This is a genomic window from uncultured Veillonella sp. (genome assembly GCF_900545795.1).
Classification (GTDB): Bacteria; Bacillota; Negativicutes; order Veillonellales; family Veillonellaceae; genus Veillonella_A.
Genome location: NZ_URAR01000026.1, coordinates 1 through 23,581, shown reverse-complemented (window position 1 = coordinate 23,581; position 23,581 = coordinate 1). Strand labels below are relative to the sequence as shown.

General features: G+C 38.0%; 21 protein-coding genes, 2 tRNA genes, 1 pseudogene and 1 riboswitch. Of the genes and pseudogenes, 22 read left to right on the top strand and 2 right to left on the bottom strand.

The window, feature by feature from the left end:
- Window positions 1-50 precede the first annotated feature (50 nt).
- A tRNA-Cys gene (locus QZR90_RS09255) sits at window positions 51-125 on the top strand.
- Between the two features lie 15 nt (window positions 126-140).
- Window positions 141-229 (top strand) — tRNA-Leu (locus tag QZR90_RS09250).
- Window positions 230-418: 189 nt separating this feature from the next.
- Here the strand turns inward: QZR90_RS09250 and QZR90_RS09245 are convergent.
- Window positions 419-2,302 (bottom strand): phosphoethanolamine transferase, encoded by a 1,884-nt coding sequence (locus QZR90_RS09245; RefSeq protein ID WP_295791297.1) that lies wholly within the window; start codon window positions 2,300-2,302, stop codon window positions 419-421.
- Between the two features lie 258 nt (window positions 2,303-2,560).
- Here QZR90_RS09245 and QZR90_RS09240 point away from each other — a divergent pair, with 258 nt between their 5' ends.
- From QZR90_RS09240 to QZR90_RS09180, 13 genes and pseudogenes are all read left to right on the top strand, one after another.
- Window positions 2,561-3,298, top strand: coding sequence for a ScpA family protein (locus tag QZR90_RS09240; RefSeq protein ID WP_295791295.1), 738 nt, complete (start codon window positions 2,561-2,563; stop codon window positions 3,296-3,298).
- A 15-nt stretch (window positions 3,299-3,313) separates the two neighbouring features.
- Complete coding sequence (gene scpB / locus QZR90_RS09235) at window positions 3,314-3,925, top strand: SMC-Scp complex subunit ScpB (RefSeq protein WP_295791293.1); 612 nt, start codon at window positions 3,314-3,316, stop codon at window positions 3,923-3,925.
- 12 nt (window positions 3,926-3,937) lie between these two features.
- Window positions 3,938-4,654: pseudogene (locus QZR90_RS09230) on the top strand (pseudouridine synthase); the annotation flags it as partial.
- A 302-nt stretch (window positions 4,655-4,956) separates the two neighbouring features.
- A complete protein-coding gene (locus QZR90_RS09225) occupies window positions 4,957-6,207 on the top strand; it encodes an NAD(P)/FAD-dependent oxidoreductase (RefSeq protein ID WP_295791291.1) in 1,251 nt (416 codons plus the stop codon).
- A gap of 14 nt (window positions 6,208-6,221) precedes the next feature.
- On the top strand, window positions 6,222-6,908 hold the full coding sequence (gene cmk / locus QZR90_RS09220) for a (d)CMP kinase (protein WP_295791286.1): 687 nt from the start codon (window positions 6,222-6,224) through the stop codon (window positions 6,906-6,908).
- A 181-nt stretch (window positions 6,909-7,089) separates the two neighbouring features.
- Window positions 7,090-7,704, top strand: coding sequence for a 1-acyl-sn-glycerol-3-phosphate acyltransferase (locus QZR90_RS09215; RefSeq protein ID WP_295791284.1), 615 nt, complete (start codon window positions 7,090-7,092; stop codon window positions 7,702-7,704).
- A 47-nt stretch (window positions 7,705-7,751) separates the two neighbouring features.
- The gene (locus tag QZR90_RS09210) at window positions 7,752-9,662 is read left to right on the top strand and encodes a bifunctional 4-hydroxy-3-methylbut-2-enyl diphosphate reductase/30S ribosomal protein S1 (protein ID WP_295791281.1); all 1,911 of its coding nucleotides are present in this window, start codon (window positions 7,752-7,754) and stop codon (window positions 9,660-9,662) included.
- 147 nt (window positions 9,663-9,809) lie between these two features.
- On the top strand, window positions 9,810-11,144 hold the full coding sequence (der, locus tag QZR90_RS09205; protein ID WP_295791277.1) for a ribosome biogenesis GTPase Der: 1,335 nt from the start codon (window positions 9,810-9,812) through the stop codon (window positions 11,142-11,144).
- Window positions 11,137-11,733 (top strand): glycerol-3-phosphate 1-O-acyltransferase PlsY, encoded by a 597-nt coding sequence (plsY, locus tag QZR90_RS09200; protein ID WP_295791273.1) that lies wholly within the window; start codon window positions 11,137-11,139, stop codon window positions 11,731-11,733. The genes der and plsY overlap by 8 nt, the downstream gene beginning before the upstream one ends.
- 206 nt (window positions 11,734-11,939) lie before the next feature.
- Window positions 11,940-12,941, top strand: a complete 1,002-nt coding sequence (locus QZR90_RS09195; RefSeq protein ID WP_295791270.1) for an NAD(P)H-dependent glycerol-3-phosphate dehydrogenase — start codon at window positions 11,940-11,942, stop codon at window positions 12,939-12,941.
- 98 nt (window positions 12,942-13,039) lie between these two features.
- Window positions 13,040-13,585 carry a 16S rRNA (guanine(966)-N(2))-methyltransferase RsmD gene (rsmD, locus tag QZR90_RS09190; RefSeq protein WP_295791267.1) on the top strand — a complete coding sequence of 182 codons (546 nt, stop codon included), beginning with the start codon at window positions 13,040-13,042 and terminating at the stop codon, window positions 13,583-13,585.
- Window positions 13,586-13,599: 14 nt separating this feature from the next.
- Complete coding sequence (coaD, locus tag QZR90_RS09185; RefSeq protein ID WP_295791264.1) at window positions 13,600-14,082, top strand: pantetheine-phosphate adenylyltransferase; 483 nt, start codon at window positions 13,600-13,602, stop codon at window positions 14,080-14,082.
- Between the two features lie 24 nt (window positions 14,083-14,106).
- Entirely contained in the window at window positions 14,107-14,559 is a 453-nt protein-coding gene (locus QZR90_RS09180; RefSeq protein WP_295791263.1) for an ATPase, read from the top strand.
- A 219-nt stretch (window positions 14,560-14,778) separates the two neighbouring features.
- Here QZR90_RS09180 and QZR90_RS09175 read toward each other — a convergent pair whose 3' ends face one another.
- Window positions 14,779-16,515: an NFACT family protein gene (locus tag QZR90_RS09175; protein ID WP_295791260.1), complete on the bottom strand. Its 1,737-nt coding sequence runs from the start codon at window positions 16,513-16,515 to the stop codon at window positions 14,779-14,781.
- 152 nt (window positions 16,516-16,667) lie between these two features.
- Between QZR90_RS09175 and QZR90_RS09170 the strand changes: the two genes are divergently transcribed.
- The 7 genes from QZR90_RS09170 to priA form a co-directional block, all read left to right on the top strand.
- Complete coding sequence (locus tag QZR90_RS09170; protein WP_295791256.1) at window positions 16,668-17,549, top strand: YicC/YloC family endoribonuclease; 882 nt, start codon at window positions 16,668-16,670, stop codon at window positions 17,547-17,549.
- Between the two features lie 78 nt (window positions 17,550-17,627).
- Entirely contained in the window at window positions 17,628-17,891 is a 264-nt protein-coding gene (gene remA, locus QZR90_RS09165) for an extracellular matrix/biofilm regulator RemA (RefSeq protein ID WP_295791253.1), read from the top strand.
- Between the two features lie 8 nt (window positions 17,892-17,899).
- On the top strand, window positions 17,900-18,526 hold the full coding sequence (gene gmk, locus QZR90_RS09160; RefSeq protein ID WP_295791251.1) for a guanylate kinase: 627 nt from the start codon (window positions 17,900-17,902) through the stop codon (window positions 18,524-18,526).
- A gap of 5 nt (window positions 18,527-18,531) precedes the next feature.
- Window positions 18,532-18,744: a DNA-directed RNA polymerase subunit omega gene (rpoZ, locus tag QZR90_RS09155; protein ID WP_295791247.1), complete on the top strand. Its 213-nt coding sequence runs from the start codon at window positions 18,532-18,534 to the stop codon at window positions 18,742-18,744.
- A gap of 15 nt (window positions 18,745-18,759) precedes the next feature.
- Window positions 18,760-19,941, top strand: a complete 1,182-nt coding sequence (coaBC, locus tag QZR90_RS09150) for a bifunctional phosphopantothenoylcysteine decarboxylase/phosphopantothenate--cysteine ligase CoaBC (protein ID WP_295791244.1) — start codon at window positions 18,760-18,762, stop codon at window positions 19,939-19,941.
- 56 nt (window positions 19,942-19,997) lie between these two features.
- Window positions 19,998-20,097: riboswitch (SAM riboswitch) on the top strand.
- 50 nt (window positions 20,098-20,147) lie between these two features.
- Window positions 20,148-21,338 (top strand): methionine adenosyltransferase, encoded by a 1,191-nt coding sequence (gene metK / locus QZR90_RS09145; RefSeq protein ID WP_295791241.1) that lies wholly within the window; start codon window positions 20,148-20,150, stop codon window positions 21,336-21,338.
- A 99-nt stretch (window positions 21,339-21,437) separates the two neighbouring features.
- Window positions 21,438-23,581, top strand: a 2,144-nt coding sequence (gene priA, locus QZR90_RS09140; protein WP_295791239.1) for a primosomal protein N', incomplete at its 3' end; no start/stop codon positions are given.

Here is a 23,581-nt window from a genome sequence, read left to right as displayed (position 1 = left end):
TGCCAAGGCGGGGGTCGCGAGTTCGAATCTCGTTTTCCGCTCCACTTTTTGGCGGCATAGCCAAGCGGTAAGGCAGAGGTCTGCAAAACCTTTATTCCCCAGTTCGATTCTGGGTGCCGCCTCCATAATTTTCCACCCATGCCGGGGTGGCGGAACAGGCAGACGCAACGGACTTAAAATCCGTCGGTTAGAAATAACCGTACCGGTTCGATTCCGGTCCTCGGCACCATTTAGACTGAACGTTTTCGTTCAGTCTATTTTTATATTCCCAAATAGATAATTTACATTACTTTTAGGGCATAAGAGAAGGGCTACAATGAAGTAGAAGTATCTACTCATTGCAGCCCTTTTATTTATGTATAATCTAGTAAATAATTAATAGCTAACTATTTACTACAAATACTACAAATCACTAGCATCAAGGATCAACTGCTTCTGGATCTGTATTTAATGGATGTTGACCTAATAGCGTAGTAAGCGTGAATTTATTGAATCGATAATCTGGATTTGTGAAGTCTCTTCTTGGATCATAGCGATTTGATGGAGCCTGTAAAAGACCACTTATCATATCATAGAGTAAATCATTGGTAAAATATTGATGCTCATTGTTACGCATTGTTTCTACTGTTTCAGGAAATGCCTGTTGGTATTCAGGGGAGACATAGACCCATAGAGGAATACGTGTCATATCGAAGTCAAATACATCTGGATTATGGGATAGTTTTAAGCTTTCTCCATGGTCGGAGAAGTACACCATAGCCTGTAAGTTGAGGTGTGTTTTAGCATAGGTATAAATTTGCTGCAACACCCAATCAGTATAGAGTTGACTATTAGCATAGGCTTCTTTGCCCTTTGGAACATCACCAATTTTCCATTGACTAAACTCATGTGGATAGCGGTCATTATAGTAAATATGACTACCCATAATATGGATGACAATGAAATTATTTTTTGAAGGCTCTGCATGAGGTAATAAGGACAGTAACACGCCATCATATTTGTCTGAGAACATATATGCTTCGTGAGCCCATAGGGGACGATCAGCTGTTTTAGCAATGAGGGAAATAGCTGTGTCATATTCGCCATATACGCCTTGATTACTAAACCAACTCGTATAATAGCCTGCTTTTTTAGCTACATCTATAATAGTAGCGGAGTCCATGAATGGACGGTCATCATATTGATTGCGTTCCGTTAGTGCCCGTTCTAAAGTTGGTACTGTTTGTACATAGGATGAATAGGCATTTCTAAAGAATATAAAGTCTGGATTATTGGCAGCCATTTCACTTTGCCATGGTGTATCTTCGTATTCAAATTCAGAATTATATACTTTCATATAATTGCGTGATGAAGATTCACCTATGACTAAAATAATAGTGCCAGGTACTTTTTGTGCTGCTGACTCTTTGCTGGTTAATTGTAAACTATCATAGACCTTTTCATGATTTGTGTTGTATTGCTGTAATTCTTTCATGTACTGGGCTACATCCATCCAATTGTGTACCATATCTGTATGTTGAAATCCCCAGAATGGTAAATAAATTAGATGACCTAAACAGGTGAGGTATAGGAAGAATTTTCTGAATTTGCCGGTACTACTTAGGGCGTTATAATTTTCCTTAAGACGTTTAGCTGGATGGGGATTAAGTTGAGCGCTATGGCTTACTTTATACATGCCAAAATTAGCCCAATATATAAATACGTACAGTATGATTAATCCAATTGCAATCGCAATAAGGCCTAAGGTGCCTGCACCAGCTTTTAAATAGCCAAAGGCTTCTTCCGTATTAGTTTGGTAAAGCGCCATCAATGTAGCTGGCGTCAAGCAATGCCAAGTATTAATATAATAGCCGATCTGAATCAGTGGAATCCAAAGCATTACAAAATCTACAAGCGACATGAAGGTAGTTACTAAATGTCTTTTATTGCAGCCTAATGAAAGGGTATAATGTATAGTAGACACACCTATAAAGTATAAGGTGCCAAATAAAAAGTCTGGAAAAAATTCATAAAAATAAAATGGCTTTGTATAGGACCAATGATATAGCAGTGGATAGGTTAAAACCCAAGCAAGTCCTACTAAAAAATGTCCTAAAAATGCTCGTTTACCCAAATGTGAGCGCCAAAGCCACTGACATAAAAAAAGGCCTAACAAAGTAGGTAAGGCAAGTAGGGAAATATCTTCCCAATCAAATCCAAGGGCGAGAGGCTCATAGGTATAATACAGAGCTGTAAAAATTATAATAGCAAAGAGTGCATAGTGAAGAGCGGGTTTTCGCCACCACTTGGAACCTGAGAACATAAAAATCTCCTTTATCATTGTATATGTAATATGTAATTTAGTTTTAATTTTTTAGGATAATTGAAATTATAAACATAAGATTATAACTCATAAATAATCCTTTATTTTATATAGAGTTTACTTATATTTTACAATATAGAAACTATCATCATTACGATAACAGAATTATCATAAAAATACAAGCAAAAAGCTAGAACTATTAGGAAATATTCGGTATAATTAATAGTTGGCATTTATCGTTTATGAAAGGGGGCATATATGCAGTCTTATGAGTATAAATTAGATGTGTTTGAAGGACCCTTAGACTTGCTGTTAAGTTTAATAGAGAAACATAAGATTGATATATATGACATTCCTATTGTAGAGATTACTTCACAATATATGGCGCAGCTGGAATTATGGCAAACATTTGATATACGCTACAGCAGTGAGTTCTTAGTTATGGCGGCCACTTTATTACAAATAAAATCGCGCATGTTATTGCCGCGCAATGCACCATTAAATCCTGATGAGGAGGAAGATCCACGGGATGAATTGGTAGCTAATTTATTGGAATATAAGCAAATCAAAGAATTGACTGAGGCATTGGCGCAAAAAACAGAAGCTAGCAATCAAAGTTTTAGTCGCTTAGATGCCTTAAGCCAATGGGGGCAAGAAACTATTTATCGGTTTGAACTTCGTCATTTATATGAGATTTTTAAAACTTGTTATGAACGTGATAAGGATGTGGTCATTGAACCACCCACTGTGAAGGTAGAAAAAGAAGAGTTTAGCTTAGAAAGTAAAATTGATGAATTATTTCTTCAAGCTAAACAGCATAGATCTTTAAGTTTTAAGTCATTATTGGACAATTCTCGTGTACGCGCTGAAAAAGTAACTATATTTTTAGCTGTGCTAGAACTCTTAAAACGGCAAGTCTTTACTCTGGGCCCAGTAAGAGAAGATGAATATAATCATGAAATAATAGATGTCACTTTATATAGTGCCGTAGTATAAGTAAAAGGAGGGCTTATGGCAGATATGGAACATGACGTAACTGTGGAGTCACAAGCAGATCCACAAACAGACTCACATATAGAAAAAGGCCAGGAAGCGCCTAGCAATATGGATACTATGATAAATCGAGCCGCTATATTTAGCCATCTAGAAGCAGTACTGTTTTCCGCTGCTAAACCAGTGCCACTAGGTCTCTTAAGTGAGCTATTTGATTGCACTGAAGACGCAATGAAGTCTATATTATTAGACTTTGAAGCCTTACTAGTTTCAAAAAAGCGAGGCTTACGGTTGAAAACAAGTGGACTTGGTTACGAATTAGTAAGTGCTCCAGAAAGTAGTGCCTATGTAAGTAAAATTCGTCAAAAAGAAGACCGATTGTCTCCTGCTGCAATGGAAACCTTAGCAGTAGTAGCATTTAAGCAGCCGGTAACAAAAAGCGAGATTGAAGAGATTCGCGGCGTAAACTGTGAAAAGGTATTAAAACAACTCGTAAGCCGCGATTTAATCGCTGAGTTAGGGCGTAAAGAAACCATAGGGCGCCCCGTCTTATATGGCACAACGGATACGTTTTTGCGAAGTGTAGGTATCGAGTCTGTAGATAATTTAAAAGAAGAATTCGTAAATTAAAAGGAGCTAAACATGGAATTAGAGCGTTTGCAAAAATATATTAGCCGTTGTGGCTATGTGTCTAGACGTAAGGCAGAGGAATTAATTGTAGCGGGCAAAGTGCAAGTAAATGGACGCTTAATTACTGAATTAGGCACTAAAATTAATCCTGCTGTGGATCGAGTTAAAATTGATGGTCAGCGATTGGAACCAGAAAAATTAGTCTATTATGTCCTAAATAAACCTAAAGGAAGCATTACGTCTGTAGGTGACCCTCAAGGTCGTGATACGGTGATGGATTATTTAAAAGATGTAAAACAACGCGTATATCCTATAGGGCGTTTAGATTATAATACGGAAGGCTTGCTTTTATTTACTAATGATGGCGCTTTAGCACAAGCGTTAATGCATCCGTCTAAAGGCGTAAATAAAACCTATGAAGTAAAATTAAAAGGTCGCGTAGCAGATGATCATTTAGAGGGCATTAGTAAAGGTGTCGAATTAGAAGATGGCATGACCTCTCCAGCAGACATTGTAGATTACGGCTTTGATAGTAAAACTGGATTGACCACCGTGGAGATTACAATTCATGAAGGTCGTAATCGCCAAGTGCGCCGCATGTTTGAATACTATCATTACAGCATCCACAATTTGAAACGCTTAGCCTATGGTAGCATTACTTTAGCAGGTGTAAAACGCGGTGCTTATAGATCTTTAACAGATGAAGAAGTGCGTCAATTAAAAAGCTTAGTTGATTTACCTGTAGGCAGAGGTCCGTCTAAAGTGTCAAGACGTGCCAGTCAATCTAAAGGTCAGACAAGTCGCCGTGAAGGTAACACAAGAGGCCGTGTCCAAGGCAATGAAAAAGGTAGCGCTAGAGGGAATACGAGAGCTAGTGGCAAGGGAAGCTCAAGAAGCCATACGCGCTCAATCGAAGGCCGCAATAATGAAAATGACTATGGAAGTGAAAAGGCTAAGTCTTATGGACGTACCAATAGCAGCCGAACAAGTCGCTCAAATCGCGCGGCTACACCTCGGAAAGGAGGCCGTTAATGAAGCGTATAATCGTAGTTGGTGCTGGTGCAGCGGGCCTGATGGCCGCCACTATAGCGGCTCGTGAAGGGGCTGTAGTCACTTTAATCGAAAAGATGAATATGATTGGCAAAAAAATGGGCATAACTGGCAAAGGACGCTGCAATATTACCAATAATGCACCGATTGAAGATTTTATAGGAAATACACCAGGGAATGGTAAATTTTTATTGAGTCCTTATCAGCAATTTGATAATCGTGATTTATTAGCTCTTTTAGATCATTGGAAATTAAAGACTAAGGTAGAGCGAGGCGGACGAATTTTCCCTGAATCTGATTCAGCCTTAGAAGTACGCGATATGTTTATGCGTGTTTTTAAGGGCTATGGCGGCACCTTACATTTAAATGAAGCAGTAAAGGAATTAATTGTAGAAGATAACTGTATTAAAGGCGTTAAAACATCTCGCGAAACCTATTATGCTGATGCCGTTATTTTAGCTACAGGAGGTTTATCCTATCCATTAACTGGTTCAACTGGTGATGGCTATGAAATGGCGAAGCAAGTAGGCCATAAAATCACAGATTTACGGCCATCCCTTGTTCCTATAGAAACTAAGGAAAACTGGGTTAAAGAACTCATGGGTCTCAGCTTGCGAAATGTAGAGCTTTCTGTATGGGCTAAAGATAAAGTGCAAGGTAAAATGTTCGGCGAAATGATGTTCACTCATTTTGGCATTACCGGACCTATTGTGCTATCCTTAAGTCATACTGTGGGTAAATTAATGAAGAAGAAAAATATAGGTGCTATTGAACTTCACATTAATTTGAAGCCAGCTCTAACCCAAGAGCAGTTGGATTTGAGAGTACAAAAAGATTTCCAATTGTATTCTAAAAAGCAATTAGCAAATGGTCTTAAAGACTTATTGCCACAGCGTTTAATTCCAGTTATTATTAGGGAAGCAGGCTTAAGTGAGCAAAAGTTTATCAATCAAATTAGCCGTGAAGAACGCTTGCGCTTAGTTCATACTTTGCAGCATTTAAAACTTACATTTAAATCCTTGCGACCTATAGCGGAAGCCATTGTTACATCTGGTGGCATTTCTGTTAAAGAATTTAAACCTAAAACAATGGAATCAAAACTTATTAAAGGCCTTTATGGTGCAGGGGAAGTATTGGATATTGATGCCTTTACAGGAGGCTATAATTTACAAGCTGCATTTTCAACTGGATATGTAGCAGCCATGCATGCAGTTCATGGCGATTTAGATTAAAAGGAGTGTCATTCATGTCATTAAATAAGCGAATTGCTGTTGCCATTGATGGACCTGCGGGCGCAGGAAAAAGCAGTATTTCTAAGGTGGTTGCTAAAGAATTAGGCTATTTGTACATTGATACAGGTGCTATGTATCGGGCAGTTACCTATGGCGTTTTAAAACATCATATAAGTCCAACAGATGAAGCTGCTATTGCTAATTTGCTTAAAGATGTGACACTTCGATTAGAGCCTACGGAAACTATGTTTAGAGTGTATCTAAATGACGAAGAAATTACAGATTACATTCGTACACAAGAAGTAAATGCTCATGTATCTCAAGTCGCTGCGCTAAAATCTGTGCGTCAATTTTTAGTAGCTCAACAGCGCGTTATGGCTGAAGCAGGTGGGGTTATTTTAGATGGTCGCGATATTGGTTCCGTAGTACTACCTAAAGCGGAGTTAAAAATTTATTTAACTGCTTCTGTAGAGACGCGCGCTAAGCGCCGTTGGTTAGAAAGTAAAGATAAAGAAGACGTAAGCTTAGAGGAGATAAAAGCTAGTGTAGAAGCGCGCGATCATATGGATATGAATCGCACTGAATCTCCCTTAGTTTGTGTGCCTGAAGCCGTAGTCGTTAACTCGGATAACTTGTCTTTTGATGAAACGGTGGCACGCCTCATCGAATTAATTCGTGAAGCTGAAACTAAGGCGAATTAATAATAAATAGAACTGCTAGCACATAGCTAACTATGATAGCTAGCACATAGTAAATATACTAGTTAGTACATCGCAAAATTGCTAGCACGTAGCAAATAGAATTTCTAGTAGGTAATAAATAGAAATTCTATTAAGTAGATACGAAAACAAATTTAGTAAGTAATATAAAGAAGGTGTATGTGTGAATAAATTTTCTGAATGCTTATGGCGCAGTGCCTTCCATATTGTGTATAAATGGATATATAATATTGATATTGTAGGGCGTGAAAACTTTCCTATGGAAGGGCCTGTTATAGTGGCGCCTAATCATATGAGTAATAATGATCCCTGTGTTAGTGGCTTAGCCTTACCTCGTCACGTACATTTTATGGCGAAGGAAGAATTATTTAAAAATCCTATTTCTAATTTTCTTTGTAGCTGGCTAGGAGCCTTTCCACTTCGTCGTGGTGGTGTAGATAAAATCGCCATTCGCCACGCTATGAATTTGTTAAAAGAGGAAAAAGTATTAGGTATTTTTCCAGAAGGTACAAGACAGAAAAAAGATAAACTAGGTCGCTTTCATGATGGTGTAGCCTCCATGGCTCTGCGCACTGGCGTAGATATAGTGCCTTTGGCCATTATGGGCACGAGTCATATAAAGCGCGGCCAAGTAGCGGCTATAATTGGTAAACCTATAAAAATCACTAAAGCAAAGCCAACTGCTGAGGCTATTGCAGAAGTTAATGATATATTACGAAATCATTTAGAAACTTTGATGGCTGACTATAGAGCAAGTCATCCAGATTTTAAACGCTAGACAGTAGTAAGTAGTATTCATAAAGTTTAGCGCATAAGGAGATCCTAGTGGAAATAAAAATTGCAAAAAACTGTGGTTTTTGCTATGGAGTAAAACGTGCAGTTAATATGGCTGAAGAAACAGCTGAACATAATGATAAAAGCTTTACTTTAGGTCCCATCATTCACAATCCTCAAGTCGTGGGAAGCTTAGAAGATAAAGGCGTATATTCTGTCAACTCACTTGATGAAATTGACAATGGTACGGTTATTATCCGCTCCCATGGTGTAGGCCCAGCCATTTATGATGAGGCTTCCAATAAAGGTCTTAATGTAGTAGATGCTACTTGTCCACATGTGACAAGAGCACAGCAAGATGCTAAATCTGTTATTGATTCAGGTATGAGTTTGGTCATTTTAGGCGAAAAAAAGCATCCTGAGGTGATTAGCATTAATTTATGGGCAAAAAACAAAGGTATAGTTATTGAAACTGAAGAAGAGGCCGAAAATATTCCTTTCGTGGAAAATATGGGCGTTGTAGTACAAACTACCTTTTCACAATTTAAATTTCAAAGTATAATAGACATATTAGAAAAAAAATCTAAGAATCTAAAGGTTTTCAAAACGATTTGTACAGCCACACAAGAGCGTCAAAACTCAGCTGTGGAGCTGGCAAAAACGGTGGACCTTATGATTGTGGTAGGTGGGAAAAACAGCGGCAATACGACAAGATTAGCAGAGGTCTGTCGTGACGTTGGGTGCCCTACATACCATATAGAGACTTCTACTGAATTACAATTGTCATGGTTCACACATGTACAAACAGTGGGAGTTACAGCCGGTGCATCGACACCCGACTGGATAATTAAGGAGGTCATTGACACAATGAGTGAATTCGAAGAATTATTAGCCAAAGAATCTGACTGGGCAGAAGATCTAAAGAAAGGATCTGTAGTTGAAGGGGAAGTAGCGCAAGTCGAAGAAGACCAAGCATGGATTTCCTTCGGTTATAAAACAGAAGCAATTTTGAAACGCAACGAAATTTCTTATCCAGCACCTGCCTCTGCTAAAGACGTGCTTAAAGAAGGCGACAAAATTAAAGCTGTTATTATGAACCACATTAAAGAAGATAATCCAATCTACTTATCCATGACTCGTTTGGCTAAGGACGAAGATTGGCAGTATGTACAAGAAGCTCAGGAAAAAGACGAAGCTATCATCTGTAAAGGTGTGGACGCTATTCCTGCAGGTTTAGTAGTTACTGTTAAATCCCTACGTGGTTTTATTCCACTTTCTCAAGGGGATGTACACTTCGTTAAATCTCTTGACAATTTAGTAGGTACTGAATTTGAAGCTAAAGTACTTGAAATCGACGAAAAGAAAAACCGTTTGGTTCTTTCCCGCCGTGCTGTACTTGAAGTAGCTCGTCAAGCGAAATTAAAAGAAGCATTAGAAAATATCAATGTAGGCGATAACTACAAAGGTATTGTACGTAAAATCATGCCTTATGGTGCATTCGTAGATATCGGTGGTATTGAAGGTTTACTTCACATTTCCGACATTTCCTGGCACAAAATTAAACGCGTTGAAGACGTGTTAACTGTAGGCCAAGAAATCGAAGTTAAACTTCAATCCTTCGACCAAGAAAGCAACAAGCTTTCCTTGTCCTTAAAAGCTTTAACTAAGAGCCCATGGGACGAAGCTGAAGAAAACATTCACGTAGGTGATGTTATTACTGGTAAAGTTGTTCGCTTAGTAGCTTACGGTGCTTTCGTAGCTATTAACGATGACATCCAAGGTTTACTTCACATTTCCCAAATTACAAAACAACGTAATGCAAAAGTGGAAGACTACTTAAACCGTGGTCAAGACGTTGAAGTAAAAGTTATTTCTCTTAACAAAGATGAAAAGAAACTTGGCCTTGCATTAACTGAGTTAATGGAACCAGTAGCAGCTGCTGAAGAAACTGAAGCTGAATAATTATATATAGGGAATTTCATATATAAGCATATAACTGTGGAGTAGAGTAATCTGCTTCACAGTTTTTGTTTTGCCTAATCCTTTATAGATTTTACGTAATATGTTAAAATATAAAGTGATATTTTATGTGTAATTGAGGTGATTTATATGGCCAAACCATTAGTTGCGGTCGTAGGTCGACCAAATGTAGGTAAATCGACTTTATTTAATGCCATTATTAATAAACGAATTTCCATCGTTGAAGATATTCCCGGTGTAACGCGAGATAGAATCTATTTCGATGCAGAATGGCTTAATCGTGAGTTTACTATGATTGATACAGGTGGTATTGAATTTATCACATCTGACAGTCATGTCATTCCTAAAATGATGCGCCTTCAAGCAGAACTTGCTATTGAGGAAGCTGATGTGATTTTATTTGTAGTAGATGGCAAACAAGGTGTAGTACCGGCAGATGAAGAAGTGGCTAATATTTTAAGAGCCAGTGGTAAACCGGTAATCTTAGTTGTTAACAAAATTGACAGCATTAGTCAAGAAGCCAATATTTATGAGTTTTACAATTTAGGTATTGGTGATCCTATTGGGATTTCTGCTAAAAACCTGATGAACTTAGGCGATCTATTAGATGATGTGGTAAAAAACTTCCCTCCTGTAGGCAGCAATGAAGAAGAGGAAGATACTATCCACGTCGCCTTAATCGGACGTCCTAATGTGGGCAAATCGTCCTTAACCAATGCCTTGTTAGGGCAGGATCGTGTTATTGTCAGTGATGTGGCAGGAACCACGCGCGATTCTATTGATACTCATTGGTCTCATGAGGACCAAAAGTTTGTCCTCATTGATACGGCAGGCATGCGCCGTAAAGCTAAAATCGATGCACCTGTAGAGCGTTATAGTATTGTTCGTTCCTTGCGCTCTGTAGATCGTGCTGATATTGTAATCCTCGTTCTAGATGGCGTAGATGGAGTAACTGAACAAGATAAGAAAATTGCTGGTTATGCTCATGAAGCTGGTAAGGGCCTTATTATTGTAGTAAATAAATGGGACTTAGTAGAAAAAGACGACAAAACAACGTTGCGTTATACGGAAGATATTTACGATGAGATGGCCTTCCTACGCTATGCGCCTATTTTATTTGCATCTGCACTGACTAAACAACGTATTCATCGTCTAGCTGATTTGATTAAATTCGTATCAGAACAGCAGCATATGCGCGTATCTACTAGTGTACTTAACCAAGTATTATCTGATGCACAAAGCGTAAATCCAGTGCCATCGCGCAATGGACGCTTACCTAAGATATATTACATGACACAAGCGTCAGTAAAACCGCCAACCTTTATTTTATTCGTAAATGAGCCTGAATTAATTCATTTCTCTTATATGCGTTTCTTAGAAAATCGCTTGCGCGAATCCTTCGGCTTTGAAGGTACGCCAATCCGCCTGATTTTACGCGGTAAAAAGGGGAATGATAATGATTAGTTCCAGTATAGTGTTGTTTGCCTTATTAGCTTATGTATTAGGCTCCATACCAACGGGTCTAATTATAGGCAAATTATTCTTTAAGACTGATGTGCGCCAATATGGCAGTAAAAATATTGGTGCCACCAATACTTATCGTGTATTAGGTCTAAAAGCTGCGATTCCTGTATTTTTAGGTGATGCCCTTAAAGGTATGGCTGGCGTATGGCTTTTTAGCCCCCACGAAAATCTTATGCTCCTCGGTGGCATCTTAGCTATGGTAGGACATAATTGGTCTATTTTCTTAGGCTTTAAAGGTGGCCGTGGCGTAGCAACAGGACTAGGTGTGCTTATCTTTTTAGTTCCCTTAGTATCCGCTATTTGTTTTGGTACTTGGGCAATTATAGTAGGCTTAACAAAATATGTGTCCCTCGGGTCAATTGTGGGCGCTGCTTTAGTACCTATCTTGATGTTTGTCTTTGGTGAACCACTCCCATACATTCTATTCGGCCTATTAGCTGCTTTATTTGTTATTGTGCGGCATAGAGAAAATATTATGCGCTTAATAAAAGGTCAAGAATTAAAAGTGGAGCGCACTAAAGAGAAATAAAAAGTTAAGTACTCTATTATAATAGTCTGTATTTTACATTTTGCATTTTATTATATACTAATTTACTACATGCTATATTCTAATAAGTTTGAAAATTCACATTGATATCTTATAAAGTAAATTTTACTAACTATATGCTTATAGCATAAGTGGAAATCAACATATAATAATGAATTAGGCTAAATGAGGCAAATAAAGGAGATACTATGAAAGTGACTGTTCTAGGCTCTGGTAGTTGGGGCACTGCATTAGCCTGTAAAAGTGTGCAAGCGGGGAATACTACCTATTTGTATTGTCGCCAAGCACCTGTAGCTAAAGAAATACTTCGTAAAAAAGAGAATATTACTTATTTACCAGGCGTTATCCTTCCCGAGGAACTAAAGATTACAAGTGACTTAAAGGAAGCACTCTTTGAAGCTCAAATCATCCTTGTAGTAACGCCTTCTATCTATGTGCGTGATATATTAGAGGCTATAGAGCCGGTCTTACAAGCATCATCTATTATAGTCATTTGTTCAAAAGGCATTGAACGCCAAAGTGGAAAGCGTTTATCGGAAGTAGCCCGGGAAGTGGTGGGCCATAAAACTAAACATATTGCCATATTATCTGGACCGAATCACGCTGAAGAAATTGCTCGTGATTTACCAGCTGCAACAGTCATTGCTGCTAACGATATGGAGTCAGCCAAATTAGTGCAAGATGCCATGAATAGTCATAATTTCCGCGTCTACGTGAATGAAGATATGACAGGTGTTGAATTAGCCGGTACGACTAAAAATATTATTGCGCTAGCAGCCGGTATCGTTGATGGCATGGGTTTGGGAGATAATTGCAAATCTCTGTTACTCACACGCGGCCTTCATGAGATGGCAAAATTTGGCCTAGCTCTAGGAGCACGGCGCGAAACCTATTCTGGTTTAGCTGGCATGGGGGACTTAATTGCTACCTGCATGAGTAAACATAGTCGCAATCGATCAGCCGGTCAAAAATTGGCCGCTGGAGAGACGATGGATTACATTGTGAATCACTCTAAAATGGTAGTAGAAGGCTTTTTTGCTGTTAAAACCGTATATGAAATAGGGAAAGAAAAAGGCTTAGACTTACCTATTACAGAAGCTTTATATGAAGTGTTATACTTTGATAAAAAACCAAGCACCGCATTAATCGAACTAATGGGGCGCCATGTAAAAGATGAAATGAATTTATAAAATTTTTGATAAATATAAAAAAATCTGTATAGATTGCTTTTATTTTGGCTTATTATATACTATAATTATATGATGAGTGTAGGCTCAATGAGGAAGGTATGAGAATTATTGCAGGTCGTGCTAAAGGTCATAACCTAAAAGCACCAAAAGGTCTTCAAACAAGGCCCACTCAAGATCGAGTAAGAGAAAGTATTTTTAATGTATTGTCAAATTATGGAATCCACGAGACGACAGTGCTTGATTTATTTTCTGGCACCGGTGCCTTTGCATTAGAGGCGGTTAGCCGTGGGGCTCTAAGGGCTTGCTGTGTTGATAAAGCAACAAGTCGCATTATTAAAGACAATATAGCTCATTGCCACATGGAAGATGCCATTACTGTGCTGCCCCTTACCATTCAGGCAGCAGGGGCTCAATTACAGGGACAGCAATTTGATTATATCTTTTCTGATCCTCCCTATGAACGAGGATTCGTTGCTAGTACCTTTGAAGTAATCGAGCGGTATCAACTACTAAAAAATGATGGAATGCTGATTATGGAGCATCATGAAAAAGAACTTTTAGAATTACCAACTGGTTGGTCCATTGTAAAAGAGCAACAATTTGGTTATACTAGAGTTACCTATTGTGTACCCTATGAGGCGTGAAAGGAGCTAATTACGTGCGTATAGGTATTTGCCCAGGGAGTTTTGACCCTGTCACAAATGGGCATGTAGATATATTCGAGAGAGCTAGCAAATTAGTGGATAAATTAATTGTAGCCGTTCTTGATAATCCTAATAAAAATAGTTTATTTACTCAAGAAGAACGCGTAGAATTAATTGAAGAGTCAGTAGCTCATTTACCTAATGTAGAGGTAGATTGTGCGTCAGGCCTTTTGATTGATTATGCAAAATCTAAAAATAGCTTCATGATTATACGTGGACTTAGAGCATTGAGTGACTTTGAATATGAGTTTCAACGAGCTTTGTTTTCTAAGTACTTAGATGATGAAATTGAAACAGTGTTTATTATGACCAACAATAAATACTCCTATGTTAGCTCTACAGGCATTCGCGAGCTGGCTAAATTCCATGGTAATCTTGATGGCTTAGTATCTGAAAAAGTTAAACATGCATTAGAAGCAAAATTTAAAAAGGTATAGTAATAATTAATAGGAGTGGCGAGAATGAGAACTGAAAAACTTATAGAAGACTTGGAAAATTTAATTGAATCGGCTGGTCGCATTCCTATGACCGGAAAACGGGTCATTGAAGAAGAAGAAATTATGGGTATTTTAGACGCTATTAATGAGTCATTACCATTAGAAATGGAAGAATCACGTCGAATTATTGCTGAACGAGATAAAATTTTGGCTGATGCTCAACGTCAAGCAGATACTTTAATTGCCCAAGCTAAAGAATACATTAATAAACTAACTGACGAAAGTGAATTAGTAAAACAAGCTCAGGCGCAAGCAAACCAAATTATCAATGCTGCCAATCAGTCCTCTGATGAGTTAAAAGATAGCTCTTTGCAATATGCATCTGATGTATTGCGCTATGTAGAAAACAATTTAGAAAAAACATTAGAAAGCTTACGCGTAAATCGTGAAAGCTTAAAACAAACTAATCGCGAATAAAAGTGTTATCATATGAGCTAGATATGGTATGTCATATTATATAACTTTATGTATATATAATAATAATTACGCATTCATCTAGGTAGTCATAGTAAATACAATGGATTAGTATATAAAAAGGCTCCCTTAGTAATTTGTTATAGTATAACAGATTACTAGGGGAGCTTTTCTTATTTTATCAGTAAGTCACTTGATTCAGGTGATTTAAGATCTACAAAATCACTTTATCAGTAAGTCGCTTGATTCAGGTGATTTAGGATCTACAATTACCGTTTGTTGATGTGTATAAATGACAAAGCCTAGAGGAGAAGCAGGTGGCTTTTTGATAAACTTAATATATGTATAGTCTACTGGCACCTTGGTGCTATTGTTAGCTTTACTATAGTAGGCGGCAAATTGAGCCACTTTAGTTAATAAATCATCAGAAGGCTCGCCATCAGGTCGTAAAATAACATGACTGCCTTGAATTTGTAAAGTATGGAACCAAATATCAGTAGGCTTGGCAAAGCGATGTGTTAAATACTCATTTTGCTTATTATTTCGTCCAATAAATACGGTGCCTCCCTGTAAATTAAAGCGCAAGAAATTTTCTTTGCTCAATTTATAGGAAAGAGGCTTCTTAGATTTCTTTATTAAACCAATAGCTTCAAATTCTGAATAGATTTCCTGTACATCTTCCTTGGTCTTAGCGAGACTTAAACTGTAGAGGATAGAATTGTAATAATCTAATTTCTTAGTACTTTCTTCAAGCTGATAATTGCCACTAATGACGCGATTTTTTAATTTTGTATACTGTTTATAATACTGTTGCGCATTTTCTACTAAAGTCAATTCAGGTACTAATTTTATAGTAATATCTTCTGGTGGATCTACTAGTACATTTTGTAAGGTAATATTCGATTCATAATGAACATCCATATAGGAATTAATCATCAATAAATCGCCAAGCATTTTGAACGTATCCGCTTCTTTGCTGACTTCTAATTCATCCTGAATTTTTGTATGTCTTAGTACTTCCTTCTTTATAGCCTGCGTTATGAGTCGTTCTAAATCTTTTGTGGCGGTGTGAATGCCGCCTTGTTTCATTACATCCTGTTCCAGCGGAATAGATAGACTAGGATAGGTTGAAATGAGTTGACTCTCGCCTGGAATATAGGTGAGTGCAATAGGACTTACAATTTGCTTGCCTGTAGGTAGGGCATATACTAAAAGCTCAGTAGAGTCATTTATCTTATCTCTCACATGGAGGATTGCCTGACCTAATTGATCAATCTGAGTTTCACTTAAATCAGCAAAACTATCTTTTTCATTTATAGTTCCTATATAGCAGAGTTCTTTTAACAAAACAGGTCCCAAGCCATTAAATATATGGCGCAGCGTAGCTCCTACTGTATCTTGAGCAAAATTAGTTAGTAAAGCATTAATCTCTGATTCTTTTACTTCAAAAAGGCTCATGCGATTGCTGTTGGGCGGTAACTCATAGGGGAGTTTAGGACCAATAGCGCGCTCGCGGTTCATTAGTGGTGTTACATGAATGAGCGACTCTAAGATAATCCCGTTTTGTACAAAAATACAATTAGAATATTTGCCCATAAGTTCTACATATATTTTGGTAGTTAGTAAAGAGCCATCTAAGGATAATTTATCTACTGTAATCAATAGGATGCGATCTCCATGTAATTGTTCAATGGAGGTAATACGTGCCGTTTCAATGTGCTTACGTAAAAACATACATAAAGCACTGGGCTCTTTAGGTAAATCTGTAATATCTTTACTAATATAGCAAGCCGGTGTATTACCGACTGTTATCATTAAGTTTTTATTGCCTTCTAAGGTATTAATGCGAAATACCAAAGACGTTTTATCTATTTGTACTAAACGTTGAATCTGACCATTCACTAATGAAGAGCTGAGTTCGCGGGTTAGTACTGATAAGGTTAAACCATCTAAATTCATTTGTTATTCTCCTTTTTATACTCCTATAAGTATAACACATTTCATTTCTTTACCCTAAGAAGGGAACATGTTAGAATAAAAAGAAAGAAAATAGTAGTATACTTGTGTAAACTGTAGTATATAATAATTATGTTTTAATTTAGGTGATCAATATGAAAAGTATGACTGGGTTTGGCCGCGGTCGTGTGGCTAGCAATGATGTAGAAATTCAAGTAGAAATAAAGAGTGTTAATTCTCGTTATTTAGATATATATTTAAATATGCCTGCCGTGCTAAATGAGTTTGAAACTGATTTAAAACAAACTATAAAAAATGAATTAAATCGCGGCAAAGTAGAAGTATATATTTCCTTAAAAGATAATCGAGAGCGAGAAAAAAGTATTGTAATTAATCGCACATTAGTCAATCAAATTCGACAGGTTCTTGTGGACGAAGGATTTTATACTTCCACTGACTCCATTCGCCTTATGGATGTAATGAATATATCTAAGGATTGGCTTAATGTAAGTGAAATACCTACTGATAATTCAGGTCTTGGACTTTTAGCACAAGAGGCTCTAAAACAAGCCTTGGCAGGATTAGTATCTATGCGGCAGAAAGAAGGAGCCCTATTAAAAGCCGATATTGAAGCTCGATTAAGCACTATGGAGTCATTATTACATGGTATTAAAGAAAATAAAGACGGCCTATTACGCCGCTATGAAGAGCGTCTACAAAGCAAAATTGAAGCCTTAGTAGAAAAACATGCGATTCATGCTGATTCAGATAGAATATTGCAGGAAGTAGCCATCCTAGCAGATAAAACAGATATTACAGAAGAAATTGTACGTTTTGGGTCACATGTGGTACAATTAAAGGACACACTATTAGAGACTAAACCGGTAGGTCGAAAATTGGACTTTTTAATTCAAGAGATGAATCGTGAAGTTAATACAATGGGGTCAAAAGGATCTGATTTAGACGTAATCGACCGTGTCGTAGGATTAAAGTACGAATTGGAAAAAGTTAGAGAACAAATACAAAATCTTGAATAGTTGGGACAATAACCAATGAATTAAGTAGTAGTAAATTAAGCTCATAGTAAAGAGCGAAGTAGTAAGGAGTATGAAAAAATGAGTACAAAGCTTTTGAACATTGGATTTGGCAATATGGTCTCTGCATCCCGTCTTATTGCCATCATTAGTCCAGAATCTGCACCAATTAAACGTCTTATTCAAGATGCACGTGAAAAAAGTGTTTTAATTGATGCTACATATGGCCGCAAAACTAGAGCCGTACTTGTAATGGATAGTGGACAAATCGTATTATCGGCTATTCAACCAGAAACTGTTGCTCATCGAATTGTACAATCCACACCTAATGAACAGGAAGTGTAGGAGGAATCATGTCGGATAGAGGTATTTTGATAGTATTATCAGGCCCATCAGGAGCCGGTAAAGGAACAATTTGTGCAGCTTTGCGTAAAGAAATGCCTAACTTAGTTTATTCTGTCTCTATGACGACTCGTGCTCCTCGTGTTGGCGAAGAAGAAGGCATTAGTTATTTCTTCCGCTCTAAAGAAGAGTTTCAGCAACTCATAGAAGATGATGCATTTCTAGAATATGCCAAAGTATATGACAATTATTATGGCACACCTAAGCAACATGTAATGAATCTACTGAGCGAGGGAAAAAGTGTTATATTAGAGATTGATATTCAAGGGGCTATGCAAGTAAAAGAGCGCTTTAGTGAAGCTGTCTTTATTTACATCGTACCACCGTCTCTAGACATTTTATCTAATCGCTTGCGTGATCGTGGTACCGATGCGACCGATGTAATTAACAAGCGTTTATCAAAAGCCAGTTCAGAACTTGCACTGGCTCATCGTTATGATTACATTGTAGTAAATGATGAATTAGATGAAGCCGTAGAAAAAGTAGCGTCTATTTTGCGTGCTGAAACATGCCGTATTAAGCGCAACAAAGAAAAGATTCAATATATTTATAATCAGTATAGAAATAATGAGGTGTAGGAATTATGATGGTAAAACCTTTATTAAAAGAATTGGAACCTTTTGTAGACAGTAAGTACACATTAGTAACCTTAGCTGCTAAACGTGCCCGTGAACTAACTGATGGCGATGCGCCTTTAGTTAATGGTCTTGATACTGATAAACCAGTGTCAGTAGCACTTCATGAAATCGCTGAAAATAAAATTGGTTTTGCTCGTACTAAGGATGGCATTAAATAAGATTGGATTTCAACCATGAAAAATAAACACATCATTGTCGGCGTATCTGGCGGTATTGCAGCGTATAAGGCTGTAGAAGTGGTAAGTCGACTAAGAAAATTAGGGGCTGAAGTTAAAGTCGTTATGACTCGCAACGCCACCAAGTTCGTAGCGCCTATGACCTTTGGTGAAATTAGCGGCTATCCAGTAGCCGTTGAAATGTTTGAAAATATTCATGACTGGAATGTAGAGCATATTTCCTTGGCCACTTGGGCCGATGCCTATGTGGTAGTGCCGGCTACAGCTAATGTAATAGCTAAAATGGCGGCTGGCATAGCAGATGATATGTTGACTACACAATTATTGGCCACTAAGGCACCTATTTATATTTGTCCGGCCATGAATACAAATATGTATGAAAATCCTATTACACAGCGTAATTTTAAAACATTAGAAGATTTAGGGTATCACATTTTACCTGCTGCTAGTGGTCAATTAGCTTGTGGCACTTCTGGCATTGGACGCTTACCAGAGCCAACTGATATAGTGGAGTGGTTACATTTTGAATTAAATAAATCTGACCTCTTAGCTGGTAAAACTGTACTCGTTACTGCTGGTGGAACTCAAGAAGCTATTGATCCAGTTCGCTATATTGGCAATCGATCTAGTGGTAAGATGGGCTATGCTATTGCTAAGCAAGCAGCGCTTCATGGGGCTCGTACAATTCTTATATCAGCGCCTACAGAATTGCCAATTCCTTTTGGAGTAGAATGTATCTCCGTAGATTCAGCACGCTCCATGGAAGAAGCAGTTAAAGCTCATTATGACACTTGCGATGCTGTTATTATGGCTGCTGCTGTAGCGGACTATCGCGTAGAAGATGTGGCGCCAGAGAAAATTAAGAAGAAAGATACGTTAGAACTTAAACTCATAAAAAATCCTGACATTTTAAAAGGATTAGGAGAACATAAGGCGCATCAAAAATTAATTGGTTTTGCAGCGGAAACAGAACATGTCATTGACAATGGCAAAGCTAAGGTAGTTAATAAAAATTTAGATATGCTCGTTGCCAATGATGTAAGTAAATCAAATGCTGGATTTAATGTAGATACCAATAAAGTAAGCTTTATTTATCCAGGGGGACAAATTGTAGACTTGCCACTTATGACAAAAATTGATGTGGCTAAGCGAATAATTTTAGCCTTGGCAGAACTGTAGTTCTATAGTATAATAATAAAAGTGATTATTAATCACACTAGTTACATATGATTTTATTCTCATCAAGAGTAGTGGAGGGAAAGGCCCTGTGAAGCTACAGCAACCATTCTAAGGAAAAGGTGCTAAGTCCGACGGTTCAGAGCCGAAAGATGGGGTTTGATTCCTCATCAGTTGATGAGGAATTTTTTTATGGAGGTAATGGATAAATGGCTGAAAAACATGTATTTTTCACATCAGAATCCGTAACAGAAGGTCATCCAGATAAAATTGCTGACCAAATTTCTGATGCAGTGCTTGATGCAATTTTAGCAAAAGACCCAACTGCTCATGTAGCCTGTGAAACCTTAGTGACTACTGGGCAAGTACATGTTGTTGGGGAGATTTCTACAAAATGTTATGTGGATATTCCACACCTTGTACGCGATACTATTCGTGAAATCGGTTATACCCGTGCAAAATATGGTTTTGACTGCGACACTTGCGGTGTGAATGTAGCTATTGACGAACAATCTGCAGATATTGCTATGGGCGTTGATGATGCACTAGAAACACGCGAAGGTGGTAATGATAAATTTGATAAAATTGGTGCTGGTGACCAAGGCATGATGTTTGGTTATGCAACTAATGAAACTGAAGAGTTTATGCCTATGCCAATTGCTTTAGCTCATCGCTTATCTCGTCAGTTGACTAAAGTAAGAAAAGATGGTACTTTAGACTATCTTCGTCCTGATGGCAAAACACAAGTAACTGTAGAATATGTTGATGGCGTGCCTAAACGTATTGAAACTATCGTAATTTCTACACAACATGGTCCAGATGTAACAAGAGAACAAATCGAAGCAGATTTGAAGAAATATGTTATCGCTCCTGTACTACCAGAAGGTTTTGTAGATGAAAATACAAAATTCTTCATCAATCCAACAGGTCGTTTCGTAATCGGTGGTCCTCAAGGGGATGCTGGTTTGACAGGTCGTAAAATTATCGTTGATACTTATGGCGGCATGGCTCGTCATGGGGGCGGTGCATTCTCCGGCAAGGATCCTACAAAGGTAGACCGCAGTGCGGCCTATGCAGCTCGTTATGTAGCTAAAAATATTGTAGCCGCAGGTCTTGCTGATAAATGTGAAATCCAAATCGCCTATGCTATTGGTGTAGCAACTCCAGTATCCATTATGGTGGAAACATTTGGAACTAATAAAATTGCTGAAGAACGCATTATTGAATTAGTGAAAAAACATTTTGATCTTCGTCCAGCAGGGATTATTGAAATGCTTTATTTATTGCGCCCAATTTATCGTCAAACTGCTGCGTATGGCCATTTTGGTCGCACAGATATTGACCTTCCTTGGGAACATACAGATAAAGCAGTTACACTTCGCTTAGAATCTGGTCTATAATTTAAAGATGCACAGGATATAGTAGCTTTACTATATCCTGTCTTTTTTTATTACTAGGAAAAATGGTATAATAAAGGGTAAAAGTTAGGAGGTAGTGCCATGCGTGTAGCAGAGATTATTATTAATCGCCCAGCAAAAAAAATGAATACACCCTTTAGCTATACAGTGCCTGATCATTTAGAGCCTATTGCTATTGGTTCACGCGTTTTAGTTCCACTCGGTTCATCGCGAGAAGAGGGGATTGTTGTGGGCTATACGGAATTAACAGAACACCCTTCCTATCGTTTGCGCCCAATTCAAGCCGTATTAGATACAACGCCTTGGTTTACCGCTGAAATGCTAGCTACCTCTAAACAGCTTAGCTCATATTATCTCAGTGCTTTGTCAGAAGCTTTAAGCCTATTTACAATAGATAAAAAGGTCTTAAAAGGCTATGAACGGCCTAAAGAACAATGGCTGATAGCGGAAGATTGGTTTAATCCAGATAGCATACCTGCACGGCGTAAAAAGCAGCGGGAGCTAGCTTTTTATTTATATGATTTAAAGGCCGCATCAGTGGACCGGTTAAAACAGGATGGTTATTCCTTGCCTGTAATTAAGCAACTTATGGAATTTCCTGGTATTTCTGTAGAGGAGCGATATCGCGCTACTAAGACCTTGTTTCAATCCTGTAAGATTGAAGACTTGCCATTAACAGCGGAACAAAGCTTAGCTTATGAGCCCATTCATAAGGCTATACAGGCAGAGCAATTTGCCCCTTTTTTAATGCATGGAGTCACCGGCAGTGGTAAAACGCAATTGTATATGAAAGCCACTAAAGAATGCATTGAAAAAAATAAAATTGCCATTATTTTAGTGCCTGAAATTATGCTCACTAATCAGATTGTAACGCGTTTTGTTGAAGCATTTGGTGACGAAGTAGTCGTATTTCACAGTAAATTGACTATTAGCCAGCGCTATAATAATTGGGAACGTTTGCGCCGCAAGGATAGCCATATTATTATAGGAGCGCGTTCAGCAGTGTTTGCTCCGACTGATGATATTGGTCTTATTGTAGTGGATGAGGAACATGATAATTCATATAAACAAGAAGACATGGTTCGTTATCATGCGAAACAAGTAGCCTATTGGCGTGCTAAAGCTCATAATTGTCCCTTAATACTAGGATCAGCAACACCGTCTATTACATCCTATTACAAAGCATTAGAAGGAGAATATACATTACTGGAATTGCCTAATCGCATATTCCATCAGCCTTTGCCAGCGGTTCAAATTGTAGATATGAAAGAAGAGCTTATCTATGGAAATTATTCTGTTTTCTCTAGTGCTCTCTTTGAACTCATAAAAACTACTTTATCGAACAAAGAGCAGATGATTATTTTATTAAATCGTCGAGGCTATAGTACTTTTATTATGTGCCGTGATTGTGGAGAGCCTATAAAATGTCCTCATTGTGATATTGCCATGGTCTACCATCAAGCCGGTGAAGAGTTGCGTTGCCATTATTGTGAACATCATGAACCAGTGCCTACGATTTGTCCACATTGTAAGAGTCAAAAAATTAAGTTTTTTGGATCTGGCACGCAAAAAGTGGAAGAGGAGTTACGCCGTAATTTCCCTCACGCTCGAATTGCTCGACTCGATCAAGATATCACAGCAAAAAAAGGACAAGGCGAAGAAGTACTACATCGCTTTGGTGCTGGTGCATACGATATTTTATTAGGCACTCAAATGGTCGCTAAAGGTCATGATTTCAAAGGCGTCACTGCTGTAGGTGTTTTGACCGCCGATTCAATTTTAAATATCCCTTTATATAGTGCTTCTGAACGCACTTTTGATTTACTCACCCAAGTAGCTGGTCGCGCTGGTCGCGCTACGGGAAAAGGACGTGTCGTAATACAGACATATAATCCCTTACATTATGCTATAATAAAGAGTAAGAATCATGACTATGTAGGATTTTACAAAGAAGAAATTGAAGCGCGTGAAGCCCTTCAATATCCACCTTTCGGAGAAATGATTCACTTGCGCATTCAACATGAAAACTATCAAAAAGGCCTAGATATTGCCAATAAAGTGGCAGAAGCTCTTATGCCATACGAGTGTGATCATGTAGACGTCCTCGGGCCTTATGATGAAGGCATACGCAAAGTACGCGATTTATACCGCATTTCAATTATGGTGCGAGGCACCGATTTAACAAAAATTAAAGAATTTATATACCATTCTTGGATTTTTACGCA